Source organism: Streptantibioticus parmotrematis (assembly GCF_019890615.1).
GTDB lineage: Bacteria > Actinomycetota > Actinomycetes > Streptomycetales > Streptomycetaceae > Streptantibioticus_D > Streptantibioticus_D parmotrematis.
On record NZ_JAINVZ010000014.1, the window covers coordinates 112,927 to 137,718 of the forward strand.

General features: G+C 73.4%; 17 protein-coding genes and 1 pseudogene. 6 read left to right on the top strand and 12 right to left on the bottom strand.

Annotated elements, in window-relative coordinates:
• The first annotated feature begins 559 nt into the window (after nucleotides 1-559).
• Both K7472_RS20260 and K7472_RS20265 read left to right on the top strand, forming a co-directional pair.
• A complete protein-coding gene (locus tag K7472_RS20260; protein ID WP_222979914.1) occupies nucleotides 560-2,734 on the top strand; it encodes a RecQ family ATP-dependent DNA helicase in 2,175 nt (724 codons plus the stop codon).
• Nucleotides 2,735-3,306: 572 nt separating this feature from the next.
• Nucleotides 3,307-3,900 carry a hypothetical protein gene (locus tag K7472_RS20265; protein WP_222979915.1) on the top strand — a complete coding sequence of 198 codons (594 nt, stop codon included), beginning with the start codon at nucleotides 3,307-3,309 and terminating at the stop codon, nucleotides 3,898-3,900.
• Nucleotides 3,901-3,972: 72 nt separating this feature from the next.
• On the opposite strand, the gene K7472_RS33500 is transcribed toward K7472_RS20265, so the two are convergent.
• The 5 genes from K7472_RS33500 to K7472_RS20290 all read right to left on the bottom strand — a co-directional run bounded on the left by K7472_RS33500 (nucleotide 3,973) and on the right by K7472_RS20290 (nucleotide 8,166).
• The gene (locus K7472_RS33500; protein WP_308013998.1) at nucleotides 3,973-4,329 is read right to left on the bottom strand and encodes a hypothetical protein; all 357 of its coding nucleotides are present in this window, start codon (nucleotides 4,327-4,329) and stop codon (nucleotides 3,973-3,975) included.
• A gap of 293 nt (nucleotides 4,330-4,622) precedes the next feature.
• Nucleotides 4,623-5,324 carry a ribonuclease HII gene (rnhB, locus tag K7472_RS20275; protein WP_222979917.1) on the bottom strand — a complete coding sequence of 234 codons (702 nt, stop codon included), beginning with the start codon at nucleotides 5,322-5,324 and terminating at the stop codon, nucleotides 4,623-4,625.
• An 83-nt stretch (nucleotides 5,325-5,407) separates the two neighbouring features.
• Nucleotides 5,408-6,325 carry an ADP-ribosylglycohydrolase family protein gene (locus K7472_RS20280; RefSeq protein WP_222979918.1) on the bottom strand — a complete coding sequence of 306 codons (918 nt, stop codon included), beginning with the start codon at nucleotides 6,323-6,325 and terminating at the stop codon, nucleotides 5,408-5,410.
• Nucleotides 6,326-6,578: 253 nt separating this feature from the next.
• Nucleotides 6,579-7,373 carry an SDR family oxidoreductase gene (locus tag K7472_RS20285; RefSeq protein WP_222979972.1) on the bottom strand — a complete coding sequence of 265 codons (795 nt, stop codon included), beginning with the start codon at nucleotides 7,371-7,373 and terminating at the stop codon, nucleotides 6,579-6,581.
• A gap of 187 nt (nucleotides 7,374-7,560) precedes the next feature.
• Nucleotides 7,561-8,166, bottom strand: a complete 606-nt coding sequence (locus K7472_RS20290) for a YdbC family protein (RefSeq protein WP_222979919.1) — start codon at nucleotides 8,164-8,166, stop codon at nucleotides 7,561-7,563.
• 140 nt (nucleotides 8,167-8,306) lie between these two features.
• On the opposite strand from K7472_RS20290, the gene K7472_RS20295 reads away from it, so the two are divergent.
• Both K7472_RS20295 and K7472_RS20300 read left to right on the top strand, forming a co-directional pair.
• Nucleotides 8,307-8,711: a VOC family protein gene (locus tag K7472_RS20295; RefSeq protein ID WP_222979920.1), complete on the top strand. Its 405-nt coding sequence runs from the start codon at nucleotides 8,307-8,309 to the stop codon at nucleotides 8,709-8,711.
• 118 nt (nucleotides 8,712-8,829) lie between these two features.
• Nucleotides 8,830-10,377, top strand: coding sequence for an MFS transporter (locus K7472_RS20300; protein ID WP_222979921.1), 1,548 nt, complete (start codon nucleotides 8,830-8,832; stop codon nucleotides 10,375-10,377).
• Nucleotides 10,378-10,428: 51 nt separating this feature from the next.
• On the opposite strand, the gene K7472_RS20305 is transcribed toward K7472_RS20300, so the two are convergent.
• From K7472_RS20305 to nrdR, 3 genes and pseudogenes are all read right to left on the bottom strand, one after another.
• The gene (locus tag K7472_RS20305; RefSeq protein WP_222979922.1) at nucleotides 10,429-10,899 is read right to left on the bottom strand and encodes a BP74-related protein; all 471 of its coding nucleotides are present in this window, start codon (nucleotides 10,897-10,899) and stop codon (nucleotides 10,429-10,431) included.
• A gap of 308 nt (nucleotides 10,900-11,207) precedes the next feature.
• Nucleotides 11,208-14,102, bottom strand: a complete 2,895-nt coding sequence (locus K7472_RS20310; protein ID WP_222979923.1) for a vitamin B12-dependent ribonucleotide reductase — start codon at nucleotides 14,100-14,102, stop codon at nucleotides 11,208-11,210.
• Nucleotides 14,103-14,477: 375 nt separating this feature from the next.
• Nucleotides 14,478-15,002 (bottom strand): annotated as a pseudogene (gene nrdR / locus K7472_RS20315) (transcriptional regulator NrdR); the annotation flags it as partial.
• A 726-nt stretch (nucleotides 15,003-15,728) separates the two neighbouring features.
• Here nrdR and lexA point away from each other — a divergent pair.
• Complete coding sequence (gene lexA, locus K7472_RS20320) at nucleotides 15,729-16,544, top strand: transcriptional repressor LexA (protein ID WP_222979924.1); 816 nt, start codon at nucleotides 15,729-15,731, stop codon at nucleotides 16,542-16,544.
• Nucleotides 16,545-16,646: 102 nt separating this feature from the next.
• Here the strand turns inward: lexA and K7472_RS20325 are convergent, their stop codons facing one another.
• The 4 genes from K7472_RS20325 to K7472_RS20340 all read right to left on the bottom strand — a co-directional run bounded on the left by K7472_RS20325 (nucleotide 16,647) and on the right by K7472_RS20340 (nucleotide 23,153).
• Entirely contained in the window at nucleotides 16,647-18,716 is a 2,070-nt protein-coding gene (locus K7472_RS20325; RefSeq protein WP_222979925.1) for an ATP-dependent DNA helicase, read from the bottom strand.
• A gap of 139 nt (nucleotides 18,717-18,855) precedes the next feature.
• Nucleotides 18,856-19,680: a GNAT family N-acetyltransferase gene (locus K7472_RS20330; protein WP_222979926.1), complete on the bottom strand. Its 825-nt coding sequence runs from the start codon at nucleotides 19,678-19,680 to the stop codon at nucleotides 18,856-18,858.
• A gap of 21 nt (nucleotides 19,681-19,701) precedes the next feature.
• Nucleotides 19,702-21,582 (bottom strand): IucA/IucC family protein, encoded by a 1,881-nt coding sequence (locus K7472_RS20335; RefSeq protein ID WP_222979927.1) that lies wholly within the window; start codon nucleotides 21,580-21,582, stop codon nucleotides 19,702-19,704.
• Complete coding sequence (locus tag K7472_RS20340; protein WP_372458001.1) at nucleotides 21,579-23,153, bottom strand: diaminobutyrate--2-oxoglutarate transaminase family protein; 1,575 nt, start codon at nucleotides 23,151-23,153, stop codon at nucleotides 21,579-21,581. The genes K7472_RS20335 and K7472_RS20340 overlap by 4 nt, the downstream gene beginning before the upstream one ends.
• A 428-nt stretch (nucleotides 23,154-23,581) precedes the next feature.
• On the opposite strand from K7472_RS20340, the gene K7472_RS20345 reads away from it, so the two are divergent.
• Nucleotides 23,582-24,763 (top strand): trypsin-like serine peptidase, encoded by a 1,182-nt coding sequence (locus K7472_RS20345; RefSeq protein ID WP_222979928.1) that lies wholly within the window; start codon nucleotides 23,582-23,584, stop codon nucleotides 24,761-24,763.
• Nucleotides 24,764-24,792: the final 29 nt, after the last annotated feature.

Consider the following 24,792-nt stretch of genomic DNA (forward strand, 5'->3'; position numbering starts at 1 on the left):
GGCATTGTCGCCTTGCGTGGAGCCCACAGTCCTCTCACCTCGACCTGAGCCCACGACCCTGTTGCCTTCCTGCGACAAGACCGCGGCGGTCGTCCGGTCAGGCGCGGCGGCCGGGGGCAGGGAGACGGGCGCGCTGTTGCCCGAGGCCCGTCCTTCCGCCCGCGCCCCCGACCCCGCCCTGCGCTTCGGGGAATCGGAGATGGAGTCGGAGGGTTCGGGGCTGGAGAGGGACTTCGCCGCCGTCCGGTCGACCGCCTGCGCGGCTGCGCGGCCGGGAGGACCGGACTCGGTTGCGGGGACGTCGTCTGCGGGCCGCACGGCCGGGAGCGGGCTCCCGGTGGAGTGCGGACGGTGCAGGGGACTGGGGATCGAGGGTTCGATGTGCTGTGTCATGGGGCGAAGATCTCGTGCCTGGCCGCACCGCACCAGCCCTGTGGATAACTCGGGCATTTTCATAGGATGAGCTGGTTGCAAGCCTGTCACCAGTTCGGGGGACGAGTTATCCACAGCCCTGGACCCGGGGCTCGCCGATGTCAGTGGCATCGGGTTGCATGGAGCCATGAGCGAATCACTGCGGACCGCCGCCGATGCCGTCCTGCGCCGCCTCGTCGGCGACACGACCGGCACCGCGCGGCTGCGCGAGGACCAGTGGCGGGCCATCGAGGCACTCGTGGCCGAGCGCCGCAGAGCCCTGGTCGTCCAGCGGACCGGCTGGGGCAAGTCGGCGGTCTACTTCGTCGCGACCGCGTTGCTCCGCGAGCGCGGCAGCGGGCCCACGGTGATCGTCTCCCCCCTGCTCGCCCTGATGCGCAACCAGATCGAGGCGGCGACCCGGGCCGGGATCCGCGCGCACACCATCAACTCGGCCAACGTCGAGGAGTGGGACGACGTGCAGGCGCAGGTCGCGGCGGGCGAGGTGGACGTCCTGCTGGTGAGTCCTGAGCGCCTGAACAACCCGGACTTCCGCGACGAGATCCTGCCCAAACTCGCCTCGACCACGGGCTTGTTGGTGGTGGACGAAGCCCACTGCATCTCGGACTGGGGACACGACTTCCGCCCCGACTACCGTCGGTTGCGGACCATGCTCGCCGAACTCCCGCCCGGTACGCCTGTGTTGGCCACTACCGCGACGGCGAATGCCCGGGTCACCGCGGACGTGGCCGAGCAACTCGGCACGGGCGGTCCGTCAGGTGGCTCGGACGAAGGGGCGTTGGTACTGCGGGGACCGCTGGAGCGCGAGAGTCTGGCACTGGGTGTGCTGCGGCTCCCCGACGCGGCGCGGCGCCTGGCCTGGCTGGCCGACCACCTCGACGAGCTGCCGGGATCAGGCATCGTCTACACCCTGACGGTGGCCGCGGCGGAGGAGGTCACCGCGTTCCTCAGGCAGCGCGGATACTCTGTCGCCTCCTATTCGGGACGCACGGAAGACGCCGACCGACGAGCCGCCGAGGCGGATCTCCAAGCCAACCGGGTCAAGGCGCTGGTCGCGACGTCGGCGCTGGGCATGGGGTTCGACAAGCCGGACCTCGGGTTCGTCGTGCACCTCGGTTCGCCCTCCTCCCCCATCGCCTACTACCAGCAGGTGGGCCGGGCGGGCCGTGGCGTCGAGCACGCGGACGTGTTGCTGCTGCCGGGGCTCGAGGACGAGGCGATCTGGCGGTACTTCGCCTCGCTGGCCTTCCCCGGCGAGGAGCAGGTGCGCCGGACGCTGGAGGTGCTGGCGGCCGCCGACCGGCCGCTGTCGCTGCCGGCACTCGAGGCACGGGTGGACCTGCGCCGCTCCCGGCTGGAGATCATGCTCAAGGTGCTGGACGTCGACGGCGCGGTACGCCGGGTGCGCGGCGGCTGGACGGCCACCGGGCAGCCATGGACGTACGACGCCGAGCGGTACGCCTGGGTGGCCCGGCAACGGGCGGCCGAACAGCAGGCGATGCGGGACTACACCACGACGACCGAGTGCCGGATGGAGTATCTGAGGCGGCAGTTGGACGACGAGGAGGCCGCGCCGTGCGGTCGTTGTGACAACTGCGTGGGAGCCCGCTTCTCCGCGGAGGTCTCGGCGGACGCTCTGGACGCCGCCCGGGCGGCGCTCGGCCGACCGGGAGTGGAGATCGAGCCGCGCCGTATGTGGCCGACCGGCATGCCCGCGGTGGGCGTCGAGTTGAAGGGGCGCATCCCGGCGAGCGAGCAGGCGTCGAGCGGCCGGGCGCTCGGCAGGCTCTCGGACATCGGGTGGGGCAACCGGCTGCGCCCGCTGTTCGCCGAGGGCACCGCGGACGAGCCGGTGCGGGACGACGTGGTGGACGCGGTGGTGCGGGTCCTGGCGGACTGGGCCAAGGGTCCCGGCGGGTGGGCGAGTGGCGCGCCCGACGCCCCGCCGCGTCCGGTCGGCGTCGTGACGGTGGACTCGCGCACCCGGCCGGGTCTGATCGAGTCGCTGGGCGTAAGGATCGCGGAGGTGGGCCGGATGCCGCTGCTCGGCCGGGTCGAGTACGCCGACGACGTCGCCCCGGAACGCATATCGCGCAGCAACAGCGCCCAGCGGCTGCGGGCTCTGCACGGTGCCTTCAGTGTCCCCGCCGAACTGGCGGACCACCTGCGGCAGTTGGGTGGGCCGGTGCTGCTGGTCGACGACATGACGGAGACCGGCTGGACCCTCGCCGTCGCCGCCCGCATGCTGTTGCGGTCCGGTGCGAGCGCGGTACTGCCGCTGGTCCTGGCCGCCCAGGGCTGACGGAGCCAGCTGTCGGGCGGAGCCACGGGGAGACGTAGGCGCCACCGCGCCCGCGCGACGAAAGGCCGACGGCGGGGAGCGGGCGTCGACCGTGGCCGCCGCCAAAGGTGCGACCGCTCGCCACTCGCCACCCCGCCGCCCGCCGCCCGCCGCCCGCCGCCCGCCGCCCGCCGCGAACGACCCTGTGAACTCGGTGTTAAGAACAGGAGGTGATTGAGCCATGCCGAACGACACTCCGGCCCGGCCCCGCTCACGCCAAACGCCGGAGGCCCCCTCCGTCAGCCGCGTCACACGAGGCGCGTCGATACTCAACTGCCTCTGTGACCAGGGGTTTCACTCAGCGCATCGGTTGTCCGTCGTGATGCGGAGTACGGCCCGGCGTGCGGCCGTCGGGAGCAGTGTGCCGCCTGACGGAAGTCCCCAGGTGTGCTGTCAGGCGGTAATTGCTCATTGCCGCCCGTCCGTACGGAAGGAAGAATTGGACGGGACCCCCACGTGGCTCACCGAGCCTCAGCAGCGGCGTGCGCCCAGGCCCGGCCGCAGGGCGCGCGTACGCGGACGAAGGGAGGACCGTGGCTTTCGGTTTCGCTCCAAAGACACGTCTCGACACCGTTCCCTCCCTGACCCGCACGCTCGATCCCGACGAGTGGGAGGACTCCGCGGTCCCCCTGCTGGGCAACCCTCGTGAGGTCGTCAAGGAGCTGTGCGACCGGCATCTCCCGTCACCGGGTTCAGCCGTCGTGGCGGTCTTCGATCCTGACGGTCGCGCGTGCGCCAGCGCGTCGTTCACCCAGCGCGCCACACGCAGGGACGGCTGGGAGCACCGCAACGCGATCCTGGCGAACCTGCGCCGCGTCATCCCGCACGACCTGCGGCTGCGGGCTCCGGTGCGCACCACCGTGCTGCTGGTGTGCCGGGACGGCACGCCGGGCTGGACGGAGGCGGACGGCGCCTGGATGTGGGGACTGCGTGACGCGTGCACGTTGCACGGGCTGCGGTGCGGCGCCTACGTCACGTTGACCCGGGACGGCTGGCAGGTGCTGGGGGACGGACGAGGTGGCCGTACCCCCCACTCAGGGTCCTGGGCCGAGCGGGCCTCGGGCCACGGCACGTTGCGCTCCCCGGTGGGGGCGCCGGAGGGAGTGCGACGGCAGGTGGCCCGCTGACCCGGGGAGCCGCCCCGGCCGCGGACCGGTCGCATGCCACGGCGGTGGGCGCCGGACAGCGAGGGCCCGCGGTCAGAGCAGGGTGCGAAGGCGCTCCGGGTCGCCGCAGACGACCAGGAGTTCGGTGGCGTGGGCCATGGCGGCCGGAAGCGCGGCGGCGGACTCCTCGTCGGTGCCTCCGTTGACGGCGAGCACCACGGCGAGCCGCTTGCGGACGCGTTCGGCGGTGGCCTGGGCGTAGAAGACGTCGTCGCCCTCGTCCTGCTGACGCCAGTAGGAGTCCTCGCCGAAGGACAGCTCGTGCTGCGCCCACGGGTGCGGCTCACCCGAGGTCAGCACGAGGATGTCGGCCGGTGGGCGTCCGGCGTCCAGCAGTACGTCGACCGCGTCGTCGGCGGCCGACACGGCGGTGGCGTCGGTGGCCGGCACCAGCTGGACCTGCGCCGAGGTGCCGCCCTCCCGTGCCGGGGCAGCGGGCGCCGTGGGGCGGGCCGTGCCGGGGTGGCCGGGAGCGGGGTGGGTGCGGGCGGCGCGCGGAGGTGCCGGACGCGGAGCGGGACGGGGGCCGGGAACCGGAACGGGCCGGGGGGCCTGCGGAGTACGGGTACCTCCCGCTACGGCGCGGGGGCCCGGAACACTCTCGTGAATCTGTGGCTCCTCAGGGAAGAGAGGCATGGTGAGTTGTTTATCAAACGCACTGCGATTGCACAGCGGCGGGTGGGTCAGAAACCGAGGTCCAACTGCTCGACCCCGTCGGCCTTGTCCAGTTCGTCCAGGACGCGGACCTTCTTCAGGTGCCGCCAGCGGGGCAGCCCGTCCATGAAAGCCCAGGAGACGCGGTGGTGCCGAGTGGGACCCCACTCCTCAAGGGCTGCGCGATGCACCGGCGAAGGGTACCCCGCGTTCTCGGCGAAACCGAACGGAATATGGTCCGGGGCCAGTTCGGCCATCCGCGCGTCTCGGAACACCTTGGCGAGGACCGACGCGGCGGCCACCGGAACGCAGGACTGGTCGCCCTTGATCACGGTGCGGACCTGCCAGGCGTCGCCCAGGTAGTTGTGCTTGCCGTCGAGGATGATCGCGTCGGGCCGGACAGCCAGGCCGTCCAGCGCGCGGGTGGCGGCGAGCCGCAGGGCCGCGGTCATGCCGAGTTCGTCGATCTCCTCGGAGGAGGCGTGGCCGAGGGCGTGGTCGGTGACCCAGTCGGCCAGCAGGCCGGCGAGCGCGGTGCGGCGCTTGACCGTGAGGAGCTTGGAGTCGGTGAGGCCCTCGGGTGCCCGGCGCAGTCCGGTGACGGCGGCGCACACGGTGACCGGTCCCGCCCACGCGCCGCGGCCGACCTCGTCGATGCCGGCGACGACCTTGACGCCGAGGGTGGCGCGCATCGAGCGTTCGACGGTGTGGGTGGGTGGTTCGTAGGCCATGACAGTGCTCAGCCTACGCCCGGCGGTCGGGGCGGCGGCAGGGGGATGGCGGTCCGGCGGGCGGGAGTGCAGTTGACGGGTCGTCAGTCGCGTGGGTGGGATGCGGGGAGCCAGTCGGGCAGGGGCTCGGTGTGGCGCTGCCAGACGTCAGGAGCGGCGCCGCCCGGCCGGGAGCCGAGGACGCCGCCGACGATGGCGCAGGTGGTGTCGACGTCGCCGCCGGCCCGCGCGGTCGTCCACAGCGCGGTCTCGAAGTCGTCGAGGTGCCGGGCGGCAGCCCACAGGGCGAACGGCACGGTGTCGTGCGCGCTGGTGCGACGGCCGCAGCCCAGCACGGCCGCGACGGTGGCCACGTCCGCGTAGTCGAGCATGTCGCGGGCGCGCCGCAGTCCGGCGTGCACGGCGCTGCGCGGTACGAGGTCGAGTACGGCGCCGAGCAGGTCGGCCGGGTCCTCGGGGCCGTTGGGGGAGGCGACGAGTGCGGCGGCGGCCGCGACCGCCATCGCGCCGACGACCGCCTCGCGGTGCTGGTGCGTGGTGTACGCGGAGATCTCCGCCTGGTGGGTGGCCTGCTCGGGGTCGTCCGCGTACCAGGCGCCGACCGGGGCGATGCGCATGGCGGCGCCGTTGCCCCAGGAGCCCTGACCGTTGAAGAGGGCGGCGGCGAGCTCGCGCCAGTCGGCGCCTTCCTGCCGGATCTGCCGCAGCATGCGGTTGACGGCCGGGCCGTAGCCGCGGTCGACGTCGTGGTGCTCGGCGAAGGAACGGGCCAGGGCGTCCTGGTCGATCCGGCCGTGTTCCGCCAGTACGGCCACGACCGAGCAGGTCATCTCCGTGTCGTCGGTCCACTGCCAGGGGCCGGGCGGCAGTTCGCCCTTCTGCAGCCTGCGGTAGTTGGACGGTACGAAGAACTGCGAGCCCAGCGCGTCGCCCACGGACAGGCAGCGCAGGCTGGCGAGGGCTCGCTCGAAACGGGGAGAAAGAAGGGGGTCAACGGTCATGGCGACGGAAACTCTGACATCACGCCCCATCCTGGTCAATCGTTCTGTGCGCAAACTCACCGTGTGACGTGCGACGACGCGCCCCGCGGGGCCGCGGACGCCCAGAACGCCCCGGAGACCCCGCACCCCGCCCGCGCCGACCCCCGCCCTGCCCCGATTCCGTCCACCTGCCGATTCCGGCCCCCCTGCCGACCCCGCCCTGCCGACGCCGACCCTCCGCCCCCTCACCCCGCCCGCCGCAGACGGCACCCCTTCATCGCCGTGCCGCCCCGTACCGGCGGTCGTCCAACGGAGCGTGGCGGAGGAAGTCCGCGAAGCTGCCGCCTGCCCGTCGGCCGGGGGCCAGCAGTCCGCCCCGCCGCACCGCGCGCATCGTCTTGCCCGGCAGGGGCACGGAGACCACCGGGCGGCGGTGGCCGGTCGCCCGCAGCAGCGCCCGCACCGCGTCGGCGGCGGTCAGCGCCTCGGGTCCGCCCAGATCGCGAACGCGTCCGGCGGGGGCGTGCCGCGCGAGGTCGGCCAGGCGGTCGGCGACCTCGGCGACGTCCACCGGCTGGGTCCGCACGCCCGCCGGGACCAGGACGACGGGCAGCCGCGCCAGCCACTGGGTGACCACGAGCACCAGGTCATGGAACTGCGTCGCCCGCAGCACCGTCCAGGGCAGGCCCGACGCCTCCAGCAGGCGTTCGACCTCCAGCTTGGCGCGGTAGTAGCCGTACGGGACGCGGTCGACGCCCACGATCGAGACGTAGACCAGGTGCGGTGAGCCGGCTGCCCGCGCCGCGTCGGTCAGCCGCCGGGCCGCGGCGACGTCGGACTTCCAGTGCCTCGAGTCGCTGGCGCAGTGCACCACCGCCGTGACGCCGTCGAGTGCCTCGGGGAGTCCCGCTCCGGTCGCCAGGTCGCCGACCGCCCACTCCACCTGCTCGGGCAACGACTCGGACCGCTGAGCCCTGCGGCTCAGCACCCGCACCGGCACCCCGTCGTCGAGCAGCCGCCGGACCACCGCCGCTCCCAGGACGCCCGTGCCGCCGGTCACCAGAATCATGTCGGTCACCGTCACCGCTCCTCTCGCGCCGGATCCCGCAGGATCCCGCCGCATCCGCCGACAGCCCCCTCGGTCCCGGAGGCACGGAAAGAGGACGACACAGCCCGGCAGAACGTGACAACGGTCGCCGTGGGGCTCGGCCGGAAGGGATCAGGCCGGAGAGCCCGGGCCCCGGGAGGCTCAGGGCTCAGACCGTCCAGTCCCGCACCACGTCCACGATCTCACCCGTCACCGACAACACGTCCTCGTCCAGCCCGGCGCGTTCCTCCAGTCGGCCGACCGCCGCGTCGCGGTACTTGCCGCGTTCGGTCGCCGAGTCCCACATCGACAGCACCAGGAACTCGCTCCCCGCGCCCTCCGCGAAGATCCCCCGCAGCATGCCGGGCGACCCGGCCATCGCCGGGTTCCACACCTTCTCCTGCATGAGCATGAAGTGCTCGACCTGCGCCGGGCGCACCCGGCAGTGCGCGGCCCTCAGCACGTCGGCGTCCGCGAAGTCGGCGCGGAAGCCGACCTTCACCTCCTGCCGCTGCTCGAAGAGCCGCACGTCGATGCGGTCGTACGACGCGGCCTGCTCACGCGCGAACCCGTCGTGCGGACCGGCCATGAACCTGTCGTAGTACTCGCGGCTCTCCCAGAAGCAGAAGACATGGGCCTCCTCACGCTGTCCGCGCGCCCATCCGCCGCCCTGGCCCCGGAACCCCGGTTCGCCGCGCAACCCCGCCCACTGACGCTGCCCCTGGTCGAACCCCACCCGGTCCACGACACGGCAGCGAATCCACTTCACCAACACCGCGCCATCCTAAGACCGCCCGCCGGACCCGGTGCCCGGCGCGAACGGCGCACAACTCCCCCGCACGCACGCCGGACTGCCCCGCGCGGACCACGCCGCCGTACGAATGATCACCTCACGGACGGTCGTACGATCACCGCATGGACGCCCTTTATCCCCGCCTCCTGGTGGGCGACTTCGAGACCGCCTCCCGTTTCTGGACCGGCGCGCTGCGCGATCTGCTCGGCGTGGAACCGGTGAAGTGCCTGCCCGAGGCGGGTTACGCCAACTGGGACCTCGACGGCCAGGCGGTCCTCGTCCTCTACTCGCGCGCGACGATCGCCGAGGCCGTCGGCACCGACGCGTTGCCCGAGGCGCCCGCGGCACAGGACCGGGGGATGCTCGTGATGCGGGTCGCGGACACGGACGAGGCGGCGGACACGCTCGTCGCCCATGGCGCGACCGTCGTGGCCGAGCCGCAGGATCGCCCGGATTGGGGACCCGGACTGCGCACGGCGCACCTGCGTGACCCGGACGGCAACCTGGTCGAGTTGCAGTCCTACTGACCGCGGCGACGGCCGACCGCCGAACGCGGTCGCCCAGGACCGTCCGCTCCACGGTGCGAACCCGTGCACGTAGGCTGACGACGGCGCGCAGGACATGGACTCCGACCCTGGGAAACCCATGCCCTCCGACCGCCGCCGCCTCCTCCGCCCGACCCGCCCGACCCACCCGTCCCGCGCCGAGCAGCTCCCCGGGAACACGGCGTCGCCCGGTCCGGTCCCGCTGCTCGTCGCCTGCCTCGGGTTCTTCGTCGCGACGCTCGACGTCAACGTGGTCAACGTCGCGCTGCCGCGCATCGCCCACGATCTCGGTGGAGGTGTCGCCGGGGCGCAGTGGGTGGCGGACGGCTACACGCTGCCGTTCGCGGCGCTACTGCTGTCCGCGGGCGCGCTCGCCGACCGGGTCGGGGCGAGCCGCGCCTTCGGTGCCGGGCTCGCGGCGTTCACCGTGCTGTCGGCTGTCTGCGGGCTCGCGCCCGGGGCCGGGACGCTGATCGCCGCGCGGGCCGCACAGGGCTGCGGGGCGGCGCTGATGCTGCCCGCGTCGCTGGCCCTCATCCGCCGGACGTACACGGACCCGGCCGCGCGGGCCCGGGGGGTGGCGTGGTGGGTGGCGGCCAGCGGTGTCGGGGTCGCCGCCGGTCCGGTGACCGGAGGTCTGCTCACCCAGGGGCTGGGGTGGCGCTGGGTCTTCTTCCTCAACGTGCCGCTGGGGGTGGCGGGGCTCGCCGGGCTGCGGGTCGTGCGGCGGTCGGCGCCGCGTCCCGCGCCGCTGGACCCCGCCGGGCAGACGGCGGCCGTGGTCGCGTCGGCCGGGCTGGTCTTCGCGATGATCGAGGGCGGCGCGCACGGGTTCCGCGCCCCGGGGGTCGTCGCGGGTCTCGTGGCGTTCGCCGTGGCGGGCGGGGTGTTCCTGGCCGTCGAGGCACGCGGACGGCATCCCGTGGTGCCGCTCGGGCTCTTCAGGACACCGGCGGTCGCGGTCTGCACGGCGGCGGGCTTCGCGCTGAACCTGGGGTTCTACGGCTCGGTCTTCGTGCTGGGCCTGTTCTTCCAGACGCAACGGGGCGACTCGCCCGTGGTCAGCGGATTGATGTTCCTCCCGATGACCGGTCTGATCGCCGTGGTCAACGTCCTGGCCGGACGCCTGACCGCTCGGCACGGTCCGCGCCGGCCCCTCGTCGGCGGCCAACTCCTGCTCGTGGCAGGACTGTTGGCGGTCTCCGCCGTCGGGCCGGGCACGGCGACGGCCTGGGTCCTGGCCGCGCTGGTGCCGTTGGGCGTGGGCGCCGCGTTCTGCGCGCCCGCGCTCACCGGTGCGATCCTGGAGGCCATTCCGCCGGAGCGGGCCGGACTGGCCTCCGGGATCGTCAACTCCGCACGGCAGTCGGGCGGGGCGGTCGGCGTCGCCCTGTCCGGAGCGTGCGCCGGAGCGCACGCACTGCGCGCGGACCCCGGGTTCGTGCCGGGGATGCGGCGGTTCCTGCTCGTCGCCGCCTGCCTGTCGGCACTGACGGCGACCGCAGCCGCCCTCGCCCTTCGGGACGGCGATCACCGCCGCCCTCGCGATGCGGGAGACGCGAGCGACACCGTGAGGCTGCCACACCCTGTAAGGCGCCCACGGTGCCGGCCGCGCCGCGGGCCGCTCGGCGGGGGCCGGAGCACGTGACGCCACGACCGTCGTACGGCTCCGGCCCGCGACCCGCAGTCGGTGGGCGCCTCAGGACCTGGGCAGTTCCCGCACCAGGCGGGACGTCCAGGGGCACCAGTACAGGCCGGGCAGGAAGGCGCCGCCCGCCTCGTCCAGATGGTCCTCCACGTACGGGGTGGTGGCGTCGCAGACCTCGATCGACACCTCGAAGAACGAGACGGTGTCCGGGTTCAGGGCGAAGTCCCAGCGAGGGTTGTACGGCTCCCGCCGCTTGACGATGCGCCCGATGACGTGGAGGCGGTCCCGTTCCTCGCCCGAGAGGATCCTGCGGGCCTCCTCGATCCTGGCGCTGTCGGTCAGCTTGATGACGAACGGCTCACCCGTGATGTCCGTCATCTCGAAGTACGCGGGTTCCTCGGCGGCCGCCGCCGCCCGGGGAGCCGCGCTCGGGGCCGCACTGCTCTGCGCGATGCCGCCGGCCGTACAGGCCAGCATGACCGCCGCCGCGAGGACGCCGATCCTGGTGGTGAAGCGTCGCATGGAACACCTCCGGTGCCTGGGCGGCCGACTGCACGACCGCACCCCACGCGACCGAGGGTAATCGGGCGGTCACACCTCGCGTCCAGAGCTATCGGCGGCACTCCACCCCGCCGAGCGAAGCGACGTCCGCAAACCCACGACACGCACGGAACCCGAAGCTCGGGGTGGCAGACCGCAGGCGCGCGCAGCGCACGCCCCGAGTCCCCAACCCCAGGCCATCCCCACACGCCACCGCAACGCCCGACGGGGTGCCGGCGCGAACGCCGGCACCCCGCCCGAGCTGGTTCACCCCCGCCGGGGGCGCACGGTCAGCTGCAACCGCTGGTCGAGCCGCAGCCCTCGCAGACGTAGCAGCTGCCCGCGCGGCGCATCTTCGTGCCGCAGGAGAAGCAGAGCGGGGCGTCCGCGTTCAGGCCCTGCTGGATCTCCAGCAGCTCCGTGGAGTTGTGCGCCTGCTTCGGCGCGGGCGCGGGGTCGGCCTTGGCGGTCGCGGCCTGCGGCGCGCTGAGCTGGCGCGGCGCCGACTGCGCCAGGCCCTCCACGTCGACGTCCTCGCCCTCCGGCTCGTACGAACCGGTGTCGAGGTGCCGCTGGCGCTCCTCGGCGGAGTGGATGCCGAGCGCGGAGCGGGTCTCGAAGGGCAGGAAGTCCAGCGCCAGGCGGCGGAAGATGTAGTCGACGATCGACTGCGCCATCCGCACGTCCGGGTCGTCGGTCAGACCGGCCGGCTCGAAGCGCATGTTGGTGAACTTCGAGACGTAGGTCTCCAGCGGCACGCCGTACTGCAGGCCGACGGAGACGGCGATGGAGAAGGCGTCCATCATGCCCGCGAGGGTCGAGCCCTGCTTGGACATCTTCAGGAAGACCTCGCCGAGGCCGTCGTCCGGGTAGGAGTTGGCGGTCATGTAGCCCTCGGCGCCGCCGACCGTGAAGGACGTCGTGATGCCGGGGCGGCCCTTGGGCAGGCGCTTGCGGACCGGGCGGTACTCGATGACCTTCTCGACCGCGGCGGCCGGGGCCTCGGTCGCGGCGGTCGCGGTCGCCGCCGCGTCGTCCTTCTTCTTCGCCGACAGCGGCTGGCCGACCTTGCAGTTGTCGCGGTAGATGGCCAGCGCCTTCAGGCCGAGCTTCCAGCCCTCGTAGTAGATCTCCTCGATCTCCTCGACGGTGGCCGACTCCGGCATGTTGACGGTCTTGCTGATCGCGCCGGACAGGAACGGCTGGGCCGCCGCCATCATGCGCACGTGGCCCATCGGCGAGATGGCCCGGTCGCCCATGGCGCAGTCGAAGACCTCGTAGTGCGCGGGCTTGAGGCCGGGGGCGTCCACCACGTTGCCGTGCTCGGCGATGTGGGCGACGATCGCCTCGACCTGCTCGGGCTGGTAGCCGAGCCGCTTGAGCGCCTTCGGCACGGTGTTGTTGACGATCTGCATCGAACCGCCGCCGACCAGCTTCTTGAACTTGACCAGGGCCAGGTCCGGTTCGACGCCGGTGGTGTCGCAGTCCATCATCAGGCCGATGGTGCCGGTCGGGGCCAGCACGCTCGCCTGCGCGTTGCGGAAACCGTTCTTCTCGCCCAGCCGCAGCACGTCCTGCCACGACTCGGTGGCCGCCGCCCAGACCGGGGTGTCCAGGTCGTCCATGCGGCGGGCGACCGCGTTGGCGTCCGAGTGCTGCTTCATGACGCGCTGGTGGGCGTCCGCGTTGCGGGCGTAGCCGTCGTACGCGCCGACCACGGCGGCCAGTTCGGCGGAGCGCTTGTACGACGTACCGGTCATCAGGGAGGTGATGGCGCCGGCGAGCGCGCGGCCGCCGTCGGAGTCGTAGGCGTGGCCGGTGGCCATCAGCAGGGCGCCGAGGTTGGCGTAGCCGATGCCCAGCTGGCGGAAGGCGCGGGTGGTCTCGCCGATCTTCTGGGTCGGGAAGTCCGCGAAGCAGATGGAGATGTCCATGGCGGTGATGACCAGTTCCACGACCTTGGCGAAGCGCTCGGCCTCGAAGGTCTGGTGGCCCTGGTCGTCGTCGCGCAGGAACTTCATCAGGTTGAGCGAGGCGAGGTTGCACGAGGAGTTGTCCAGGTGCATGTACTCGCTGCACGGGTTGGAGGCGGTGATGCGGCCCGACTCCGGCGAGGTGTGCCAGTGGTTGATCGTGTCGTCGTACTGGATGCCCGGGTCGGCGCACGCCCAGGCGGCCTCGGCCAGCTTGCGGAACAGCGCGCGGGCGTCGACCTCCTCGATGACCTCGTTGGTCAGGCGGCCGCGCAGCCCGAACTTCTCGCCGTTCTCGTACGCCTTCATGAACGTGTCGTTGACACGCACGGAGTTGTTGGCGTTCTGGTACTGGACGGACGTGATGTCGTCGCCGCCCAGGTCCATGTCGAAGCCCGCGTCACGCAGCGCGCGGATCTTCTCCTCCTCCTTCACCTTGGTCTCGATGAAGGCCTCGACGTCCGGGTGGTCCACGTCGAGCACGACCATCTTGGCCGCGCGGCGGGTGGCGCCGCCCGACTTGATCGTCCCCGCGGAGGCGTCCGCGCCGCGCATGAAGGAGACCGGTCCCGAGGCGTTGCCGCCGGAGGAGAGCAGTTCCTTGGAGGAACGGATGCGCGAGAGGTTCAGGCCGGCGCCGGAGCCGCCCTTGAAGATCATGCCCTCTTCCTTGTACCAGCCGAGGATCGACTCCATGGAGTCCTCGACGGACAGGATGAAGCAGGCGCTGACCTGCTGCGGCTGCTTGGTGCCGACGTTGAACCAGACCGGCGAGTTGAAGCTGAAGACCTGGTGCAGCAGGGCGTACGCGAGCTCGTGCTCGAAGATCTCCGCGTCGGCCGGGGAGGCGAAGTAGCCGTACTTCTCGCCCGCCTCGCGGTAGGTCTTCACCACGCGGTCGATCAGCTGCTTGAGGCTGTTCTCGCGCTGCGGGGTGCCGACCGCGCCACGGAAGTACTTGCTGGTGACGATGTTGACCGCGTTCACCGACCAGAAGTCGGGGAACTCCACGCCGCGCTGCTCGAAGTTGACCGAACCGTCGCGCCAGTTCGTCATGACGACGTCGCGCCGCTCCCACACCACCTCGTCGTACGGGTGAGTGCCGGGCGTGGTGTGGATGCGCTCGACGCGCAGACCCTTCGCCGCCTTGTCGGCCGTCGCCTTGCCGCCCTTGGCGCGAGAGCGTGCCGAACCGCTCGCCGTGTCTGTCATGCCGCCTCCCTATACGGGCAAAACGCCCAGAAGTGCCGCGGTTCTTCCCGCGTCACGATGTTCTCTGCAGCCTCGGCACGCCCGGCGCCTCGGCACGTCTGTGTCGGTGTCCTGCCGGCCTACGCGGGGCGGGCGCCGCAGCGGGCGCGCCGGGCCGCGTGGTCGTCAGCCGGCGACCGGACCGCCGGGGGCGGGAACCGCCGCACCCCCGTCGCCGCCGCGCCGGCCGGTGGGTGGCCGTTCCCTGGCCTGCTCCGGGCACCGGCCGTCGTCGGCACGGGTACCCGTGGGGGTGCGGGCCGGCTCGGCCGCACTCGTGTCCTTCGCGGTGTTTCCGCCGCGGCTCGCGTCGCACCGGGCGCCCGTGTCGTTCCGGGGGCCCCCGGCGCTCGCCGGGTTCTCGCCGTCCGCCGCTTCCGGGGCGTCCGTGTCACCGGCGGGCCCGGCGTCCGCCGCGTTCCGCTCGCGCAGCTCGCCGACGGCCGCCTCGAAGTCCTCGAGGGAGTCGAAGGCGCGGTAGACCGAGGCGAACCGCAGGTAGGCGACGAGATCGAGGTCCTGGAGGGGGCCGAGTATGGCGAGACCGACGTCGTGGGTGGACAGCTCCGCGCTGCCGGTCGCCCGTACGGCCTCCTCGACGCGCTGGCCGAGCTGGGCGAGCGCGTCCTCGGTGACCGGGCGGCCCTGGCAGGCCTTGCGGACACCGGCGATGACCTTGTCGCGGCTGAAGGGCTCGGTGACCCCGCTGCGCTTGATCACCATGAGTGACGCGGTCTCGACGGTCGTGAAGCGCCGGCCGCAGTCGGGACACTGGCGACGACGCCGGATCGAGGTGCCGTCGTCGGTGGTGCGGCTGTCGACCACACGGCTGTCGGAGTGCCTGCAGAAGGGGCAGTGCATCTGATTCCCTCCTCACCCTCCGGCCGCACGCGTCACCGTCGCACGGTATGGACCAAGCGTCACAGGGACCTCAGGGGCCCCCGCGAACACATCCCCAAGCATAGGCGATCCCTTGGGCGATGACGCCCCCGGGACCACAACCTGTAGGCCGACGCCGGACATCAAACCACTAGATGTGGGGTGTACAAGCGAGGAGCACCTGCGCGTGTCGCCCCGGCGCGGCGCCTGTGAGCCTACGCGAGGCGGGCGTACGGTGTGCGGGCGGCCCACGCGGCGACGGGCTCGCGGCGACGCGCGTACGGCGCGCCCAAGGTCGGGAGTGCGGGGCTTCGCGCTCCGGCGCGACGGCGGCCCGGCCGCACGGCGTACGCGAACGGGAGCGTCGCCGCTGCGGCCGACGCCGACGCGGCCTCGAACGCCCCGGGTCCGCCGCTCGCGGCGTCGGCTACGCGCAGTGGCGACGGGGGTGTCGCACCCGCGTACCGGGGGGCCGGGGATGATGTACGGGGTGCGGGTGCGGGGGTCGCGCCGGGGACGACCACGGGAGCGTCAACGGCGAATCTCGGTGCAATCACGGAATTCCCCGAAGGGCAATTCGGCGAGCTACACCCAGTAGCTTGATCGTGTCAGTGGATTCGTGAATTTTCACTCGAACGTGTGTTTGGCGCAACCTTTCGAAACCAACTACCGTTGTCTCACTAGGGAGAACACCAGAGAGGGGCCGCCGTGACCACCACCGCAGACAGTGCCACCATCACCGCCCAGGACCGCTCCCAGGACCGGCTCGACGCCATGACACAGATGACTTCCGTTACCTCAGTGAGCCCAGTGAATCCGATGAGCCCGGTGAATGACGAAACCTCCAAGCCGGCACGCGCGTTGCCCGGTCGTCCACCCGGGATCCGCGCCGACAGCTCGGGGCTCACCGACCGTCAGCGCAGGGTCATCGAGGTCATCCGGGATTCGGTGCAGCGTCGCGGCTATCCCCCCTCCATGCGTGAGATCGGCCAGGCGGTGGGCCTGTCCAGCACCTCGTCGGTGGCGCACCAGCTGATGGCGCTGGAGCGCAAGGGCTTCCTGCGGCGCGACCCGCACCGGCCGCGCGCCTACGAGGTCCGCGGCTCCGACACCGCGCACTCCCAGCCCACGGACACCACGGGCAAGCCGTCCGCGTCCTACGTGCCGCTGGTCGGGCGGATCGCGGCGGGCGGCCCGATCCTGGCCGAGGAGTCCGTCGAGGACGTCTTCCCGCTGCCGCGTCAACTGGTGGGCGACGGCGAGCTGTTCGTGCTCAAGGTGGTCGGCGACTCGATGATCGAGGCGGCCATCTGCGACGGCGACTGGGTGACGGTCCGCCGCCAGCCGGTCGCGGAGAACGGCGACATCGTGGCCGCGATGATCGACGGCGAGGCCACCGTCAAGCGCTTCAAGCGGGAGAACGGCCATGTGTGGCTGCTCCCGCACAACTCCGCGTACCAGCCCATCCCCGGTGACGACGCCACCATCCTGGGCAAGGTCGTCGCGGTGCTGCGGCGGATCTGACCGCACCGCGCCTCCACGGGACCCCGGAACCTCGCGTCGGTTCCGGGGTCCTGTCGTGTGCGGGGGCGCCGGTCTTTCCGGGTGCGGAGGGCGCCGCGCGCCCTACGACGCGTCCGCCTCCGCCGCGCCCGCGGTCTCCGCCGCCTCGGCAGTCCCGGTGGCCTCCGCGGTCCCGGCTGCCCCCGGCGCCGCGGCCCCGGTCGCCCCCGGCGCGTCCGCCGCCGCGGCGATGGCCGCCAGGGAGCGGCGGACCTGGGCGCGGTCCGTCGTGTACCAGAACTCCGGCATCGACGTGCGCAGGAATCCGCCGTACCGCGCGTTGGCCAGCCGGGGGTCGAGGACGGCGACCACGCCGCGGTCGCCGGTGGCCCGCACCAGCCGTCCCGCGCCCTGCGCCATCAGCAGCGCGGCGTGGGTGGCGGCGACCGCCATGAAACCGTTGCCGCCCTTCTCCTCCACCGCCTTCTGCCGCGCGCTCATCAGCGGGTCGTCCGGCCGGGGGAACGGAATGCGGTCCATCACCACCAACTGGCAGTTGGGGCCCGGCACATCGACGCCCTGCCAGAGCGACAGCGTGCCGAACAGGCAGGTGGCCGCGTCGCCCGCGAACGTCTTGATCAGCTCGCCGAGCGTCTCCTCGCCCTGGAGCAGGATCGGGAAGTCCAGCCGCCCGCGCAGCGCCTCGGCCGCCGCCTGCGCGGCCCGCATCGAGGAGAAGAGCCCGAGGGTGCGGCCGCCCGCGGCTTGGATCAACTCGGCCAGCTCGTCCAGCATGTCGGTCCGGCCGCCCTCGCGTCCGGGCTGCGAGAGATGGCGGGCGACGTAGAGGATGCCCTGCTTGCGGTAGTCGAACGGCGAGCCGACGTCCGTACCGCGCCAGACCGGCAGGTCCTCCCCCTCGGTGCCCTCCGGCGCCAGCCCCAGCGAGGCCGCGAGCCCGTTGAAGTCGCCGCCGAGCTTCAGGGTCGCCGAGGTCAGCACCACCGACCGCTCGGTGAACAGCTTCTCGCGCAGCAGCCCGGCCACGGTGAGCGGCGCGATCCGCAGCGAGGCGCCGAAGCGGTCGTGCCGCTCGCACCACACCACGTCGTACTCCGAGCCCGCGAGCAGCCGTTCGGCGACGCCGTGCACGTTCTCGACGGCGGCCAGGGCCTGCTTGCGCACCGCGTCCTCGTCCTGCACGGACTTGTCGCGTACGTCGCCGAGCGCGGTGATCACCAGGCGGCAGGCGTCCCGCAACGAGGCCAGTACGTAGCCGAGATCCTCCGGGATCTCCTCCAGGCGGCCGGGCAGCGCCAGCTCCATGAGCCGTTCGAAGCCCTCGGAGGCGGTCTGGAGCGCGTCGGCGGCCTTCTCGTTGACCAGCCGGGCCGAGCGCTTCACCGCACGGTTGACGCCGCCGGGGGTCAGCTCGCCGGTGGCCACGCCGGTCACCCGGGAGACCAGTTCGTGGGCCTCGTCGACGATCAGCACCTCGTGCGGCGGCAGGACGGGGGCGCCCTCGATGGCGTCGATGGCGAGCAGCGCGTGGTTGGTGACCACGACGTCGGCGAGCTTGGCCCGTTCGCGGGCCGCCTCGGCGAAGCACTCGGCCCCGTACGCGCACTTGCTCGCGCCCAGGCACTCGCGCGAGGTCACCGACACCTGCGACCAGGCCCGGTCGGAGACGCCCGGGGTGAGCGCGTCGCGGTCGCCGGTCTCGGTCTCGTCGGCCCAGTCCCGCAGCCGCACGAGGTCCTTGCCGAGCTTGCTGGTCGGCCCGCCCATCTGCTCCATCGGGTCGAACAGCCCGTCGTCCTCGTCGCTGGGCACGCCTTCGTGGAGGCGGTGCAGGCAGAGGTAGTTGGAGCGGCCCTTGAGCATCGCGTACTGCGGCTCCCGGCGCAGCAGCGGCTTGAGCGCCTCGACGGTGCGCGGCAGGTCGCGTTCCACCAGCTGGCGCTGGAGGGCGAGGGTCGCGGTGGCGATGACGACGCGTTCGCCGTGCGCCAGCGCGGGCACGAGGTAGCCGAGCGACTTGCCGGTGCCGGTGCCGGCCTGGACCAGCAGGTGGGAGCCGTCGTCCACGGCGGTCTCGACGGCCTCGGCCATCGTGACCTGGCCGGGGCGTTCCACGCCGCCGACCGCGGTGACGGCGGCGTGGAGGAGTTCGGTGAGGGCGGGCTTGGTCATAGGCCTCCCAGCCTACGCGGAGCCACTGACAGCGCCCGCCGCGTTCGAACGAGGAGCGACCGCCGCGTTCGAAGGGTGACGGTCACGCCTGCCGCGGCGACCGGTCCGCGCCCATCGGCGACCGGCCCCGCGCCCGCCCTCAGAGCCGATCGCGCAGCGCCCGCTCGCGGATCATGAGGGCGGCGCGTTTGTCCGGCAGGTCGGTCTCCAGGGCGAAGCGGAAGCCTCCGGCGAGGAAGGCGGCCACCGACGCGGTGTTGCGCAGGTCGGGCTCGGCGATCACGCGGGCGCAGGCCGGTCGGCGGTCCAGCACGTGGTCGGCGACCGCCCGCAGCAGCGCGGCGCCGGTCCCCCGGCCGCGGTCGGCGATCCGGCCGATCAGCACGTGCAGGCCGGTGTCGTGGGGGCGGGCCGGGTAGTAGCGGGCGAGCGGGTCGAGGTCGGCGCGGTAGACCTCCCAGTAGCTCATCGGCGTCCCGTCGAGCACGCCCAGGCACGGGACGCTGCGGCCGTCGCCGTCCAGCTGGGCGCGCAGGTGCTCCTCGGTGGTCCGGGGCGGGCCCGCGAGGTGCCAGTACTCCGCGACGGCCGGATCGTTCATCCACCCGGTCAGCAGCGTGAGGTCACGTTCCACCTCGACCGGGACGAGGTGGAAGGCGCCCAGCGGCGTGGCCACGGGCCCCCAGCCGGCGAGGCCGTCCAGCGGATCGTCGCCGCCGGGGCCGGGAGGCCCCGGCGGAGCGGCGGCGGAGGGCACGGGGACGGACGGGAGCGGGACGGGGGCGTGCAGGTCGAGGTCGAGCGTGTCCTCGCACCCGCCCGCGCCGGTGCGTGCGACGGCCGGCTCGCCCGCGCCCGCCTCGTCTCCCGAGGCGGTCCGCGCGCCCCCGCCCGCGTCCGTTCGCGCGCCGGGCTCCCCGCTTTCCGTCCCCCGGTCCTCGGTCCTTGCGTCAGTGGGCGGCATCGTCGGCGCCCTCCTCGTGGTTCACGCCGCCGCGGTGGCGGCCAGTGGGTTGGGAATGGTGACGTAGACGGACTGGGTGGCCACCGGGCCCACGAGTTCGTCGAGGCCGCGGACTCTCGTCAGGAGGTTGGCCTTGCAGCCCAGCACCGGGCTGTGCAGCAGGAGTTCGGGCAGCGACGAGGTCCCGGTGCGGGCGCGTTCGGCCAGGAAGCGGCGGAACGCGGCCAGCAGCACGCGTTCGTCCGCGAGCCCCTGCGCGCCGAAGGCGCCGATCAGGCCGAGCACGTTGTTGACGCCCAGGTAGTACGCGAAGCGCTCGTCGGCGACCGCGTCGGGCACGAAGGTGTCGCTGACCTCGCCGATGCCGGGCAGCCGGGCGGCCAGCGCCGCGCGGTGCGACTCGCGGAAGTAGTAGCCCTGGTTGTCGCGGTAGCGCCCGCCCACCGGCCAGCCCTCGCCGTCGAGCACGACGAGCGTGTTCTGCTGGTGGGCCTCCAGCGCCACGCCCGCCTCGCCGTCCAGCCACAGCACCGGCCGGACCACGGCGTCCAGGTAGCGCAGGAACCATTCGGTGGCCACCGCGGCGCCGGGACGGCCGGTGCGCGCGGCGAGCCGGGCGGTCAACTCGGCCAGCCGGGACCGCAGTTCGGTCGCGGGACGGTCGGGGCGGGGCCGGGGCGAGGTGAGCCCGGCCAGGCAGCACACGTCGTCCTCGTCACCGAACGGCGCGTGCCGCAGCACCACGTCCAGGCCCGGCACCGGTTCGCCGTCCGGGGTGTCGACGGCGAGCCACGCGGGGTCGCGCACGACGTCGAAGCGCGGGTGGACGGCGTGCCACTGGGCGGCGAGGCCGCTGCGCAGCAGCCGGTGCACCTCGACTCCGCGCACGAGTTCCTTGCGCAGGTTCTCCCGGCGGGAGTTGGTGACCCGTACCGCGAGCGACAGCTTGAGCATCGCCGGGGCGCCGGGCCGGTGCACGGTGCGCAGTGAGGAGGTGGGGAACCACGGGTCGCCGTGCGGACCGAGGTCGTGCAGCAGCCCGGCTTCCACCAGGGCCCGCACCTGGGGCCGGTGGCGCAGCTCGCGGGCCTGCCAGGGGTGCACCGGCAACGCCACGGTCCCCTCGGGCAACCGGGGCCCGCAGCCCGCGAGTTGGGCGGTGATCCGGGCGGCGGGCACCGGTCTGCCGCGCTGCGTCCACGCGGAGTCGGTGGCCAGCACGGAGCGGTCGACGGCCATCCAGTGCAGGGCGAACGACCCGCGGGTCTCCGGGGACCAGTCACGGGCCTCGGCGTCGGTGAAGCCCTCGCGGCTCTTGGGCGTCGGGTGCAGCGGGTGTCCGAGCAGCAGCGCCTGTTCGCCGTCGAGGAACGCGGTCGTGTCCGCCGGGGGCGCGGGCCGGGCCCTGCGCTCCTCCAGGAACAGCGCGGTGCGGCGCACCGAGTCGGCGATCCGTCCGGCCAGGTCGGCGCTGTCGGCCGGTGCGGCGCCGGACTCGCGGGCGAGCAGCGCGCCGAGGGTGACCGCGTCCAGGCAGGCGTCGGCGGCGACGCCCTCGACGGTGGGCGGGCCGAAGCGGTGGGCGCCGGCGAGCGACCAGTGGCGCACCGGCACCCGCAGCACGATGCCGGTCGCCGCCAGCGGGACGCGCAGCACGCGGCCGGTGGCGGAGGCGGTCGAGCCGATCGCGGAGGCGGTCGAGCCGTCGCCGTCCTCGGGTGTCAGGCCGGTCTCGCGCGCCCAGCAGCGCAGCAGGTTCTCGGTGGTGGCCGCGTCGGCCGCCGCGTGGGCGCCGGACTGCTCCAGCGGGTCGTCCCCGGCGGCCCGGGGCGCGGGCACCGTCGGGGTGGGCGGGGTGCGGGTGGCGCCGTTCGGCGACGCCGACGAGGAGTGGGAGGTCATCGCTGGGCTCCGTCGCAGGGGGTGGGGTCCGCCGCGCGGCGGTCGCGCCGGGCGGTCCGTTCGGCCGCGTCGATGGCGTCGGCCAGCCGGTCCAGGACCGCTTCGGCCTGTTCGTCGGTGATGGTGAGCGGGGGCAGCAGGCGTACGACGGCGCCGTGCCTGCCGCCGAGTTCGACGATGAGTCCGCGGCGCAGCGCCTCGGCCCGCACCGCGGCGGCGAGTCCCGGGGCCGCGGGCAGCGCGCCGTACTCGTCGCGTTCGGCCTCGGCATCGACGAGTTCCACGCCGATCATCAGCCCGCGGCCGCGGACGTCGCCGACGCAGGAGTGGTGGGCGGCGAGCGAGCGCAGCCGGGTGAGCATCACGGCGCCGACCGCGCCGGCGCGCTCGGCGAGGCGGTTGGCGGTGACGTACCGCAGCGTGGCCGTGCCCGCCGCCATCGCCAGCTGGTTGCCGCGGAAGGTGCCCGCGTGGGCGCCCGGTTCCCAGACGTCGAGGTCGTCGCGGTAGACGATGACGGCGAGCGGCAGGCTGCCGCCGATCGCCTTGGACATCACCATCACGTCGGGCACGACACCGCTGTGGTCGGTGCCCCAGAAGGCGCCGGTGCGGCCGACGCCGGTCTGCACCTCGTCGGCGACGAGCGGGATGCCGCGCGCGGCGGTGATCTCCCGCATCCGGCGCAGCCACTCGTCCGGCGCGGGCACCACGCCGCCCTCGCCCTGCACCGGCTCGACCAGCATCGCGGCCGGGGGTTCGACGCCGCCCGCGGGATCGTCCAGCAGGTTGGCGGTGAGCCGCGCGGACAACTCGGCGGCCTGCCGACCCCCGACGCCGAACGGGCAGCGGTAGTCGTACGGGTACGGCAGCCGCGTCACGCCGGGCACGGCGGCGGGCGGGCGCGCCGGGGTGCCGCCGCTCGCCGCGTGCGCGCCGTCGGTCATGCCGTGGTAGGCGCCGGAGAAGGCGAGCAGGCCGTGGCGGCCGGTCGCGGCGCGGGTCAGCTTCAGCGCGGCCTCGACCGCGTCGGTGCCCGCGGGGCCGCAGAACTGCACCTTCGCGCGGTCGGCCAGCGCGGGCGGCAGGGTCTCGAACAGGGCGGTGGTGAAGGCGTCCTTGACCGGCGTCGCGAGGTCGAGCACGTGCAGCGGGGCGCCGGAGTCGAGGACCGAGCGGATCGCCTCCAGCGCGACCGGGTGGTTGTGGCCGAGGGCCAGCGACCCGGCGCCGGACAGGCAGTCGAGGTAGCGGCGGCCGTCGGCGCCCTCCACGGTCATCCCGCGGGCGCGCACCGGGACGATGGGGAGCGAGCGAGCGTAGGTGCGGGCGGCGGACTCGCGCGCGGCCTGTCGGCGCAGGATGCCCTCGCCCGAGACCTCGTCCCCCGGGGCCTGCGGCGCGCCCGAGACCTCGTCCCCGGAGGCCGACGGGGCGTCCACGGCGTCCCCGTCCGGGGCGGACGCGCCGCCGGTGGCGCCCGGGTGCGGGGGCGGAGCGCCGCCGGTGTCGTCCCCGTGGGCGGACGGTCCGCCGTGCGGCGGTGACGGGGCGATGGATGGCGGTCCGGCCACGAGGCGCTACCTCCCGGGTGGGGTCGGCGTACTGACGACGCTGATCACGCTGATGACACTGACGAGGGAGTGCCCACGGACCGGACCCGTGCCGACCGGGACTCCCCCTCGGTATCAACGCGACGGCGCTTGATCGGCAACGGGCGGGATTCCGTTTCGTCCGGGGCGCGCACGCGAGTTCGTCCGAGGCGCGCACGCGAGTGCGCGGCGCGCGCGACGCGTACGCCCGACGCGGCGTGCGCCCCTGTGCGCACCCATGCGCACCCACCCGCCGCCCGGCCATCCTTCACACGGGAACCACAGCCCCGCCCCGATCCGTCCTCAACCGCACCGGCATCATGGGAACGCCCCAGCCGGGGCCATGACAACGAGCAGCGAGCGGCGGCCACCGCCCAGCGTGCGCCGCCGCACACAGGGGGACAGACCCAATGCCACGCATCCGGCCGCGAATTCGCCGGTCGGCGTTCGCGGCGGTGGCCGTCACGGCGCTCGTCGCCGCGTCGGCCACCGCCTGCGGGCCCGACGGCGACAGCGCCGACGCCAAGCCGAGTCAGGCCGCCACGGCCGCCTCATCCACCTCGTCCGCCACCGCGGGCCCGCATCTGCCCGGTGATCTGCCCACCAGCTTGCAGGAGTTGCGCAAGTGGAAGCAGGGCGACTGGAAGAAGTGGGACCACTGGGCGCGCCAGGCGGCCGACTTCGCCAACCCGGTCATCAAGGACCTGTGGAAGCCGTCGCGCATGAGTGAGGCCAAGGACAGCCCCGACCAGGTGCCCACGGGCGTCGGCCAGGACCAGGGCATCACGGACCCGGCGCCGGCCAGGAAGCAGGCTCAGGCGGTGCCGACGCCGTACCACGCCGACGCGGCCCCGGTCGGCAAGGTCTTCTTCGACAGCCCCAGCGGCCCGATGGTCTGCTCCGGCACGGTCGTCGAGGACCCGGCGCACCCCGGCAAGTCCGATCTGGTGTGGACGGCGGGGCACTGCGTGCACTCCGGCGCCAAGGGCGGCTGGTACCGCAACATCGCCTTCGTGCCGTCCTACAACGACGACGGCCTGTCCGCCGCGCAGACGCAGAACGCGCCGGAGTCCGAGGTGGCCCCGTACGGCGTGTGGTGGGCGGACTGGGCGCAGACCTCCAGCCAGTGGATCTCCACCGGCGCGGAGACCGGCGGCAGCGGGTCCCCGTACGACTTCGCGATCCTGCACGTGAAGCCGGAGAACGGCGGCGGCAAGTCGCTCCAGGAGACGGTCGGCGCGGCGCTTCCGGTGTGGTTCGACGCGCCGTCGGCGACCGCCATGTCGTCGCTGGGCGCCTGGGGTTACCCGGCCGCGCCGCCGTACGACGGGCAGCGGATGTTCGACTGCGTCGACAAGCCGGGGCGGCTGTCGCTCGACCCGGCGGCGCCCACCGAATACCGCATCGGCTGCTCGATGACCGGTGGTTCGTCGGGCGGCGGCTGGTTCACCAAGGAACCGAACGGGCAGCTGGCGCTGGTGTCGAACACCTCGATCGGCCCGTCGGACAACTCCTGGCTGGCGGGCCCGCACCTGGGCTCGGTCGCGCAGGGTGTCTTCGACTCGATCAGCGAGAAGTTCGCCAACCAGTAGGCGCACGGCCGCCGTTGGACCGACGCGAC